Source organism: Candidatus Neomarinimicrobiota bacterium, from assembly GCA_030743815.1.
Taxonomy (GTDB): Bacteria; Fidelibacterota; Marinisomatia; order Marinisomatales; family S15-B10; genus UBA2146.
The window spans coordinates 18,204-29,281 of record JASLRT010000074.1 but is presented as its reverse complement, the minus strand read 5'-3'; the positions used below and the strand labels follow the sequence as shown (position 1 = coordinate 29,281).

General features: G+C 50.6%; 8 protein-coding genes. All 8 read left to right on the top strand.

Features of this window, described 5'->3' with window-relative positions; genetic code table 11:
• Positions 1-152 precede the first annotated feature (152 nt).
• The 8 genes from porU (at position 153) to QF669_06200 (ending at position 11,062) form a co-directional block, all read left to right on the top strand.
• Complete coding sequence (porU, locus tag QF669_06235) at positions 153-4,094, top strand: type IX secretion system sortase PorU (GenBank protein MDP6457031.1); 3,942 nt, start codon at positions 153-155, stop codon at positions 4,092-4,094.
• A 16-nt stretch (positions 4,095-4,110) separates the two neighbouring features.
• Positions 4,111-4,713: a Maf family protein gene (locus QF669_06230; protein ID MDP6457030.1), complete on the top strand. Its 603-nt coding sequence runs from the start codon at positions 4,111-4,113 to the stop codon at positions 4,711-4,713.
• 159 nt (positions 4,714-4,872) lie between these two features.
• Positions 4,873-5,706 (top strand): helix-turn-helix transcriptional regulator, encoded by an 834-nt coding sequence (locus tag QF669_06225; GenBank protein ID MDP6457029.1) that lies wholly within the window; start codon positions 4,873-4,875, stop codon positions 5,704-5,706.
• Positions 5,707-5,839: 133 nt separating this feature from the next.
• Positions 5,840-6,301, top strand: a complete 462-nt coding sequence (gene mraZ, locus QF669_06220) for a division/cell wall cluster transcriptional repressor MraZ (GenBank protein ID MDP6457028.1) — start codon at positions 5,840-5,842, stop codon at positions 6,299-6,301.
• A 3-nt stretch (positions 6,302-6,304) separates the two neighbouring features.
• Positions 6,305-7,252 (top strand): 16S rRNA (cytosine(1402)-N(4))-methyltransferase RsmH, encoded by a 948-nt coding sequence (rsmH, locus tag QF669_06215; GenBank protein ID MDP6457027.1) that lies wholly within the window; start codon positions 6,305-6,307, stop codon positions 7,250-7,252.
• Positions 7,249-7,605 (top strand): hypothetical protein, encoded by a 357-nt coding sequence (locus tag QF669_06210; protein MDP6457026.1) that lies wholly within the window; start codon positions 7,249-7,251, stop codon positions 7,603-7,605. The genes rsmH and QF669_06210 overlap by 4 nt, the downstream gene beginning before the upstream one ends.
• A 77-nt stretch (positions 7,606-7,682) precedes the next feature.
• A complete protein-coding gene (locus QF669_06205) occupies positions 7,683-9,587 on the top strand; it encodes a penicillin-binding transpeptidase domain-containing protein (protein MDP6457025.1) in 1,905 nt (634 codons plus the stop codon).
• Positions 9,587-11,062, top strand: a complete 1,476-nt coding sequence (locus QF669_06200; GenBank protein MDP6457024.1) for a UDP-N-acetylmuramoyl-L-alanyl-D-glutamate--2,6-diaminopimelate ligase — start codon at positions 9,587-9,589, stop codon at positions 11,060-11,062. Before QF669_06205 ends, QF669_06200 begins: the two co-directional genes overlap by 1 nt.
• Positions 11,063-11,078 lie beyond the last annotated feature (16 nt).

The following is an 11,078-nucleotide window of genomic DNA, read 5'->3' as shown; positions in this document are numbered from 1 at the left end:
CCCAGCAGTATCTTTTCTGTATAGGTGAGGGGCCGACCCAACAGCGTCCGACCGGCGGCAACTTTTTCCGCGAAGGCAGCGTATACCACCTTAATCATTTCCAGATCCTTCGGTGTTCCGTTCGTTGTCATACTATCCAGGCTGCCTCTCCAGTGGCGATTAGGTTAAACAATAGAGGTGTTGGCTCGTCGAAGATGCCGTTGGAAATTACGGGCCTCGGTGCGAAATTTCAAATCCATTCAAACGGAGCATTACTCATCTTTGAGCTTTCATCACCAATAGAATATAGCCGTCCTTCGAGAATTCTACGTGTCGTTCCCCTGTCACTCGCGCTGATTACTTTTCTCGCCGGGCAATCGTGGACTGTTCTTGAAAGCAGCACGGCGAACCTGACGCTCTCAATAGAGAATCCCGCTCCGGGCGAGTCCTATTACCTAGAGGAGTTGCGCTGGAGGATTGGACTGCCCGAAAAATCTCTGCCGAGGATTGTAGTCACTTCCATAGAGTCGCGGCCTTTCAGCGAATCACCCCGCCACCCTTTCACGTTCGAGCCCGCAGATCAGACTCTACGTTGGGAAAGACTCGACCGCTACCGCGATCTCAACGTTGGCATTCTGAAGTTCACTCCGCTGATCTACAGAGGCGATGATCTTCATCTGGTGACGAAGGCGGTTGTGACGGTCTATTTCCCGCAAGCGCGCTCAGTGCCACTGAGAACAGGACATGCCGAAGCACTCCTCTATGCTCACTCCATCGTCAACTGGTCTGAAGCGAAGGGATGGCTGCAGCGCCCGCTTCAAATGAGGAAATCGGCAAGACAGAAATCAGTGAGCGGCCAGTGGTACCGCTTTCCAGTACCCGAGGACGGCATGTATAGAATCACAGCCGCTACTCTTCAATCTGCCGGCATTGATATCGCGACTCTCGATCCCTTTGCTCTACGCATGTTCACCAATCCGAAGGGAGGCCGACCCATGTCGCATGAGATCGGTGCAGCTGTACCGGAGAATCTGATAGAGGTCGGTTTCAAAGTGAAAGGTGCGTCAGACGGCGTTTTCCACGAGGGGGACGAAATTGTTCTCTACGGACGAGGGCCGGCGGGCTTCGACATTTCCGAAGACAACGATGTCATCTATACGCAGAATCCATACGCCAACGACAACACCTACTGGCTTAACATTCCCGACGATCCCGATCTGGAGGGAAAACGGGTTACCGTGGAAGATGTGGAAGCGGAGAATCCAGTCTCGCTGGATTACGGTCTAGCCTACCGACACGATGAAGAGGATATTGAAAATCCGTTTGAGTCAGGACTTCTATGGGTGGGAGCCGGCGTCCCTACCGGCCAGACAGTGGCTGCGGTATTGACTCTACACCACCCGAAACAGGATATCGAAGCCACCATCGATCTGTCACTCTTTGGCGGCACCTCCAGCGATTCAGAGGAATACCCTGTCCATTTTGTCAAAATCTACCAGAGAGGTATGCAGCAGGATACGCTGCTGGCTACGAAATCGTGGTCGGGACTGTCACTTCGTGATTTTTCAACCACTCTTAAGGGATCCCTCCTGCGTGACGGCCCCAACAACTACATCGTCTATGAGAACGCCTCCAGTGACCCTGCATCCAAGATTTTCCTCGACTGGACAACGGTGAAGTACGGACAGGAGCTGGTGTGGGAAGGTTTACCGTTCGAATTTTGGGCACCGTCAAATGTGAGTGTCGCCAGGTTTGCTGTGGCGCAGGTCAACTCAGACGTGAATGTTTGGGATGTGTCGGACTTCACTACGCCCATTGAAGAAACCATCGTCCTCAGCGGCAATACCGGCTTTTTCGAAAAACTGCTTTCTCAGAATGAACAGGAACGATTCATAGTCTTCAACGACAAGGAGATTCAGGAGATCACCGATATCACTTATATGGAGAACCAATTGTTCACCACCCTGCGGACAGAGATATACCCTGTTGATCATATTATTATCGCTCCAGAGGAATTCGCGGCGGCAGCGGAAAAACTTAGGAGCTATCGCCAAAACTCAATTGTGGCGCCGCTGAAGGCGATCTATGACGAATTCTCTGGGGGGACTCAAGACCCCCTCGCCATCCGCTACTTTCTGAAATGGACTAAGGATAACTGGCGCAATCCGGCGGACGGATCATTTCCCAGCTACGTCCTTCTTCTGGGTGACGGCGACTACGACTATCGCAACCTTTCGCAAAATTCACACAATATGGTACCGACATTTCAGTCCGGGCAGACGTTTACTACTTCATCAGATGATCGTTTTACCTATCTTGACGGCAAGGTTCCTGAGATGGCTATTGGACGATTCCCGGCGGTTTCGCTAGCCGATGCCGAAAATATGGTAGATAAGACAATTGCTTACGAAAACAACCCTGATATCGGTCTCTGGCGGCGGCGAATAACCCTCATTGCAGACGATTTTGCCCGCCCGAGTTTTGGCTCAATTGAGTTGACGCATACTAAGAACAGTGAGGAAGTAGCCGCCATGATCCCAAAAACGCTGGAGACGCGCAAGATCTATATGGAGGAATTTCCGGCGGTAAACGACGGTTCACAATACGGCGTCACCAAGCCGGGCGCCTCGGAGGCGCTGTTTGATCTGCTGGAGCAAGGGACAGCACTCTTAAACTATATTGGTCACGGCTCGGCCTATCAGTGGGCACAGGAAGGACTGCTTTCATCGGCGCGGGGAGACCTTTCATCTATTAACACAGGTGCGAAGCTCCCCGTCTGGGTTGCCGCCACCTGCAGCTGGGGAAAGTACGACCGCGTGGAAGGCAGTGCCATGTCGGAAGATATTATGCGGGACGCGGAGAACGGCGGTATCGCCATCATCAGTACAAATGGCCTCATCACCTTCTCCGCCAACAGAAACTTTATCCTCAATCTTTTCGCCAGCTTCTTCCCGGAACAAAGTGTGGACGACCTGACGCTGGGAGCCATATACAGCTCCATCAAGGACGGCTCCACTGGCAGTGAAATGTTTCACCTGTTCGGAGATCCGGGACTGACAATCGCACTACCGTCAGATACTGTAACGGTGACCGATGTTTCTCCCGATACCCTTGTGGCGTTGGAGACCGGCAGTTACTCGGGATCCGTCATGGCTGATGCTCCCACTCAAGGAGAAGGATACGTCATCATCTATGATGCCGACCGTACTGTTTCGCGCATCTATGAGCACGAAGAATATACGGAAGAGATGACCTACTCACTTCTGGGCCGCACCCTTTTTCGCGGTCTCCTGCCTTACACAGGCGGACTGTTCCAGGGCGAATTCATCCTTCCCAAAGATATCAACTACGCCACAACGGATGGACAGCTGACTGTATTTCTTCACGGCAGTGCTGGCGATGATCTCTGGCAGGGACTCGGTATGAAGGAGGGACTTATCCTCACCGGCGGAACGTCAAATCCCGTCGATTCTGACGGTCCCCTTATCTCCTTCGCGTACGGTGAAAGGGGTGTTGAATGGGGTGATCATATTGCAGAAAGTGGCCAACTGACTGTCATCCTCTCCGATCCACTCGGCATCAATGTTACGGAAGAAGTCGGTCACACCGTTCGCGCCTGGTTCAATGACGACGAAAACAGCGCTAAAAACATTACCGATCGATTTGTCTATGATGCGGGAAGTTACACCAGTGGTAGCCTCGACCTCTCCCTGTCAGATCTTCCCAAAGGTGAGTCTCACATTACGGTGGAGGCGTGGGATAACGCAAACAACCCCAACCAAAAGTCCATCTCGTTCCACATCACAGCAGACGAGGAACTGCGTCTCACCAATGTCTTTAACTACCCCAACCCCTTCAGCGACAAGACGCAGTTCGGCTTCGAGGTAAACAGGGAGGCTGAAGTCACTATCAAGATATTTACACTGTCAGGCGTGCTGGTTAAGGTGATAGAGCCGATGGAGAGCTACTACGGCTACACACACATCGACTGGAACGGTAGAGATGATTTTGAGGGTGATATCGCTAATGGAGCCTATCTCTACCAGATTACGGCGGTACCGGTGGATGGCGGAAAAAAAGCAAAACATATAGGAAAGATAGCGAAGTACCGCTGAAATGGCGTCCGAACGCATGAAGTCACAGTTCATTCTCGCTTCTGGCTCTCCCCGCCGCAAAGCACTACTGCAAAAGCTGGATGTCCCTTTCGAGGTTATCCCCAGTTCGGTTCAAGAGTGTCACACCAATGCCGCCGATCCGGCTGAACTCGTCCAGCAGCTTGCCCTTGAGAAGGCGCGGGAGGTGGCCCAGCATTTCCCGGACAGGGTGGTCATCGGCGCGGATACCGTAGTCGTCCTCGGGGATACTGTTATGGGGAAACCGGCCCACGAGGCAGAAGCGAAAGAAATGCTGAGAGCTTTATCTGGCAACAGACATACTGTATTTACAGGTGTAGCCATCGTGAAGAAATCCAGAGAGGAAAAATATACCTTCTACGAAAAGACCGATGTCACTTTTTTACCACTCACCAATGAGATGATTGACTACTACATCCGCAGCGCTACTCCGCTCGACAAAGCCGGCGCTTACGGCATCCAAGACTGGTCAGCCTGCTTTGTGGAAAAGATTAACGGTTGTTACAACAACGTGGTGGGATTCCCCATCTCAAAATTTGCCCAACTATTGAGAACAGCAAAGATTCAGAAGCGGTTCAGTACCAATTCCTTCGCCTTATGAGAACATTGGTAAAGTCTTGAATAAGTGGAAACAGGAATCAAAACGAACTTCACAATCACGACTCTCAAGCGAAACTCAGTTCAGTCACGCTACAATTGGTTTGCAAAGCAAGAGGATTACGGCTAAACTTTCTCCTCGAGATTATAAGGAAAATAACAGGTGATATCATTTTATACAGAGCTGAGAGAGTTGCGCCAAAAGCAAGACATCGAGCTTTCCGAAGTAGCCAATCGAACAAAAATCAATATCCAGTACCTCGAAGCTATGGAGCAAGGCGATTTCTCCTTCCTGCCAACAGTCTACGTGCGACTTTTCTTAAGAGCTTATGCCGTTGAAATCGGCGCGGATAAAGACGAAATACTGAACCAGCTTGAAATACATCTCGCAAACACAGGTGAGGGATCGCCCCAAGAGGCATCACTAACAGTGGAAGAAACTGTCCCGGCAATGAATGATGAAGACGAGATGGAAGAAGATCATGAACTAAAAGGGCGCACTCCTTTCCAGATGCAGGCACCCATCGGCAAATTAGTCGCACTGCTGATAGTAGTCGTCTTCGCCGTCTACATCATCCGAAGCATTGTGACAGATGTACCTGCTCCCGCGGAAGAAAAAACTACGGTAATAGAGCAAGCGGAATCTGCCGAAGAGAGAATTACGGACAGATTCCTGCTGGCCAACTACAGCCAAAATCGCCGCGTGGACGAGTTGTTGCTGCCGGCACCCTTCTCTCTTACTCTAAGTACCTTATCCCCCATCTGGTACGAGTATATCATAGACGGATCGGAACCGGCGTCCGGGACAGTTTCTCCCGGAGATGAGTTCGTTTTGAAGTTCGAATCCTTCGTCAGCATCCGTATCGAAAAGAGCAGTGAAGTTCAACTCAATCTCAATGATGCACCAATTGGTCTCGACTCTCTCCCCAATCCCACAGAAGTTTCCTATCGGGTAGGAACGGGTCAATTGACCATTATCAGCTACATCCCCAGATAGTCCGCTCTACACTAAAATAATCCACAAAAGATAAATTCTCAAAAAATGTGAGAATTTTTCCTTGACATTTGTGGGTTATTGATTTAACCTTGTGGGTAGGAGTGGGTTACTTTCCCATACGTTCTTTACTAGAATGGTATCACTCAACACATTCACAGGTGAATATGCTTATTCCCTTGATGCCAAGGGGAGAGTAAATGTTCCGGCCCGATTTCGCACCTCCCTTTCAGGCGACAACGAAGGAACGTTCGTACTAACGAAAGGGATGGATACGTGTATCATCGCTTATCCTCTAACCGAATGGCAAAAGGTCGAGACAGGACTACGGCAACTTTCATCTGCTTCCAAGATTTACCGCTCGTTTATTCGTTCGACAGTACGATACGCCACTCCCGTCACTATGGATAAACAGGGGCGCATTCAGGTTTCCCCCGTACTGCGCGAATTTGCCGGCATTGAAAAGGATGTCATGATAATCGGCGTGGTAAACAAAATCGAAATCTGGAATCCGGAGAAACTTAACGAGATAGAAGATGAGACACTCACCATCTCTTCTGATGAACTCGAAGACTTAAGAGACAAAATCGTTCTATAAATAGTGAATTCGGCATGCTCGGATCAAAACTCTCTCCATATCCCCGTTCTCAAGAAAGAGGTGCTTTCCTGTCTAAGGATCAGGCCCAATGGAATCTACCTGGACGGGACAGTAGGCCTCGGCGGGCATGCGCAGGCTGTGCTTGCGGCTCTTTCGAACAAAGGCCAACTTATCGGGCTTGACAGCGATGGTGAGGCAATTAAACGCTGTCATTCGCGTCTTTCACATGCCTCCTCGTGCCACCTTTTCCACGGCTCCTACAGCAATTTCCCTGCTCATCTCGAATCCCTCGGCATCTGCGAGGTGGACGGCATGTTTCTAGATCTGGGGCTTTCATCCTTCCAGCTCGATTCACCTCAGCGAGGGTTTTCCTATCGACAGGATGGGCCGCTCGACATGCGCTTTGATGTCACCGCACCCCTCACAGCTGAAGGGATTGTCAACGACTGGAATGAAGACGATCTGGTGCAAATCTTGCAAAAATACGGTGAGGAGCGCAGAGCGAAAAGACTGGTCAAAGCAATTATCGAGAAAAGGGGCGGTTCAGCTGTGCGCACAACTCTCGATCTCCGGAGCATTATCAGTGAAGTGACACCAGAAAGGTATCTCACCAAGACGCTTTCACGGGTATTCCAGGCGCTGCGTATCACCGTGAATCGTGAATTGGAGTCTTTGCAGCAGTTCCTGGCTCTGTTCTCCTCCTATTTGAAGCTGGGCGGACGCATTGTAATTATTTCTTATCACTCGCTGGAAGACCGGCTGGTAAAAGCGAGGTTCCGGCAACTCCAGAAAGGGTGCATCTGTCCCCCGGATTTGCCACAGTGCCGTTGCGGTAAGCAACCAGAATTGGGAATCATCACCAGGAAAGTGATACGCCCGGGAGCTGATGAGATTGCCCATAACAGCCGCGCCAGAAGCGCCAGGCTACGGGCAGCGGAGAAAACAGGATGACGAGGAAAAAACCAGTCCAGCGTAAACGCAAATCTAAAAGGCAGCAGGAATTCATCAACTCACTCCTCTTTTTCGTCGTCTCTATCCTGTCCATATCAGGTCTCCTTACCTATCTATGGGTCTACAACGAAATCAACATCACCACGCGGGAGAATGTGGCACTGCGCAAGATTAAAGTAAATATGATTGAGGAAAACGGCGAACTGTTCAGCCAAATCACACGTCTCAAACGAATAGACCGCATTACAAGAATTGCCGAGGATGAACTGAGTATGGTGACGCCGGAGCCTGAGACTCTGGTCGTCTATCTGGACGACTCGCACCTTTATAAACCGGGAAGCGTTACCAAGTGACAAAGGCTTTCACAAAGTTTCGTCCTCGCGTCCTCTTCATATCATGTTTAGTCATCCTCAGCTGGACCGGATTGACCATGAGGTTCTTCTATATTCAGGTCATCCGGGGAGCCGATCTCCGCGCACAGAGTAACAACCAGGGGGAAAACCGTGTCATCCTCTCAGCTGTAAGGGGAAAGATCAGGGATAGGAATCACATTCCGCTGGCAGAGAACATTATCCACTACTCCTTCGCCATTCATCCTGAAGAGGTGGAAAACAGGCAAGAAATCATCACAAGTTTTTCGTCAGCCACCGGTCGCAGCCGGGATTATTATGAAGGCAGACTTAACAATTCTTCTCCGTACGTATACCTGGAACGCAATCTTCGTAGCGAAGTGAGCCGTGAACTGATGAAGATAAGAGACAGGGGCCTGATCACAAATCGGCATGGTTACCGATTTTATCCTCATCAGAAGATCGCTTCGCAGGTCCTCGGTTTCACGAATGTAGATAATCTCGGTCTGGAAGGTATCGAGAAGCAATTCGACAACCACCTGAAGGGTCGCGACGGCTGGATTGTTCTACAGAGGGATGGAAAGGGTCGCAACTGGAGGAATCACGCTTACCCCAGGCGGGATCCTATGGACGGCTCCGATATCATATTGACATTAGATCTCAACTATCAGGCTATCTTACAAGACGAGCTGAGCCGTAGAGTAGTGCAGACAGGTGCAGCCGGCGGTATGGGTCTACTGGTTGAGCCTCACACAGGTAGAATTCTGGCCCTCGCCTGCCTGCCGGACTTTGACCCTAACGAACCGGCAGCCTCCGTCCGCGAGGCCTACAAGAACAAGATCATCACCGATCAGTTCGAACCAGGCTCCACGTTTAAAATTGTGACGGCCACGGCGGCGTTGACCTACAATACAGTAGGCATTCAGGATGAATTCAACTGCGAAGACGGCAGCTACGTCTATCGCGGACAGGTCATCGAGGATTGGAACAATTTTGGACTTCTCACTTTTCCTCAGATCATCGCCAACTCCAGCAATGTAGGGACGGTAAAGATCGCCGAGACTGTCGGCAACAGCCGCATATATACTACAGGCAGAAAATTCGGCTTCGGCACCATCACCGGAATCCAATTCCCCGGCGAAACAAAGGGTGTACTGAAGGAGACCGATCAATGGAGCGGTATTTCCCTGGCCGAGATTTCATTAGGCTACGAGGTTTCCGTTACAACTTTACAGCTGGCCGCCGCCTACAGCGCCATCGCGAATGGCGGTTTTCTTATGAAACCGTTTCTCGTGGACCGGATTATTCATCCAACGGGAAAAGTCACTTACACTGCGTCGCCGCAGCTGATCCGCAAGGTGGCATCACAGCCCGTCATGGAACAGCTCACCGATATGCTGCGTCAGGTGGTGGAAACTGGTACAGGGACAAGCGCACGCATCAAAGGGTGGAATATCGCCGGCAAAACAGGAACGTCTAAAAAATATCTGAATGGAAAATACTCTGACACAAAATTCATCGCCTCCTTTGTGGGATTCTTTCCGGCACACGACCCGATAATGACCGGCGTCATCATCCTGGATGAACCAAAGCCGGGATATCACTGGGGTGGAACAGGTGCGGCACCCGTCTTCCGTGAATGTGTCAAACGGATCATAAACAGCGACGATTCTATTCTAGTTCACCGACCCCAGAAAAAACAGGAGATGAACGAGCTCATTGCAATGACAGAACCTGTTCATAAAACAGCAGCTACTGAACCGGTCACTCTAATAACAACGGGAACAATCGCCAAACCAGAAGTTGAAAATGGTATGGCATATGTTCCAGACGTAAGAGGAAAGAGCCTCAGAAGGGCAATTAATGTTCTCAAGAATTCCGGATTGACACCAAAAGTTCGGGGGTCCGGTACTGTTGTCTGGCAGAGTCCCGCGCCCGGAAAGATGGTGAAACTGAACTCAATCTGTACCATGGGACTGAACTGATGCAAAGATTGATTTCACTGCTTGAAGGTGTAACTACGATCACTGACATAGCATTGGATGTTCCCGTCCAGTCGGTGAGCGCCGACTCAAGGCACATCTGGCCCGGAAGCGCTTTCGTTGCCATCCCCGGATTGACAGAGGACGGGAGCTTTTATATCCCCGATGCAATTAAGCGCGGCGCGGCCGTGGTCATTTCAAACGGTGGAAGCACCGCTGACCATTCTATAGAGGTAAAGACACCTTTGATCAGAGTTGACGATCCGCGCAAGGCCCTCTCCCGCATTGCGGCCAACTTTTACGGTCACCCCTCGAAAGAACTCACCATTGTCGGTATCACCGGTACCAACGGAAAAACTACTGTCAGCTACCTGCTCGATTCCATCTTCGAAAAACACGAATTGCAGACAGGTGTCGTGGGTACGCTGGGGATTCACGCGCCGGGCATGGAAGCCCAATCAATTCTCACCACCCCGGACAGCCTCGATCTGCAAAAAACATTGCGACTGCTCGCTGACGGCAATGTAACTCACGTTGTGATGGAAGTTTCTTCCCATGCCCTCCAGCTTAGCCGCGTGGAGGACGTAGAATTTGATGTAGCCGTCTACACAAATCTCTCCCAGGATCATCTCGATTTCCACGGAACTATGGACAACTATTTCGAAGCGAAGGCGCGCCTATTTCAAATGCTGCCTGCCGATTGTGTAGCGATCCTGAACAGATCTGATGCCCGATTCGACAGATTGAAAAACCTCACCGATGCGAAAATAGCAAGTTACGCTGTTGATAGCGACGCAGATATCTTTTTTCAGGAATGGGGTATGTCAGGTGCCGGTATCACCGGTATCATCAGGATGGAAGATGAAAAAGTCAGTATCAATTCACCTCTCATCGGCGTACACAATCTTGAGAACATTCTGGCGGCGGCCACAACAGCGTGGTCAATGGGTATACCGACCGACATAATAGGACGCGGTATCGAGGCTTGCATTTCGGTACCCGGCAGATCAGAAAGATTTCTCCTGCAGAACGGCGCTTCGGTGATCGTCGATTACGCTCATACACCTGACGCTTACCATAAACTTTTCTCTTCTCTCCGGACACTTCTGCCTATCTCGGGAAAGCTGATTGTGATTTTCGGATGCGGCGGTGACAGAGATCACGACAAACGACCGTTAATGGCCGAGGCCGCCGAAGCTTACGCTAACAGGATCCTGGTGACACCGGACAATCCGCGCACGGAGTCTATCGATTCCATCAATGAGGATATTGCGGCGGGTTTCAAGGAGGATAGACACACATTTTACGACGATCGTGCCGTGGCAATTCGCCAGGCTGTCAAAGAACTTCAGGAAGGCGATATACTGGCGGTGGTCGGCAAAGGCAGAGAGAACTGTCAGCTTATCGGTACCGAAAGAATTCCATATTCCGACATCGAAGTTGTCGAAAAGATCACTGAAGAAAAACAGGCAAAATGAGGAGCAAAAGCGCAAC

Excerpts from the sequence above, each read along its gene's own strand:
- QF669_06230 (MDP6457030.1), top strand. The coding sequence starts at position 4,111 with ATGAAGTCACAGTTCATTCTCGCTTCTGGCTCTCCCCGCCGCAAAGCA.
- mraZ (MDP6457028.1), top strand. The coding sequence starts at position 5,840 with ATGGTATCACTCAACACATTCACAGGTGAATATGCTTATTCCCTTGAT.
- QF669_06210 (MDP6457026.1), top strand. The coding sequence starts at position 7,249 with ATGACGAGGAAAAAACCAGTCCAGCGTAAACGCAAATCTAAAAGGCAG.
- QF669_06205 (MDP6457025.1), top strand. The coding sequence starts at position 7,683 with ATGAGGTTCTTCTATATTCAGGTCATCCGGGGAGCCGATCTCCGCGCA.
- QF669_06200 (MDP6457024.1), top strand. The coding sequence starts at position 9,587 with ATGCAAAGATTGATTTCACTGCTTGAAGGTGTAACTACGATCACTGAC.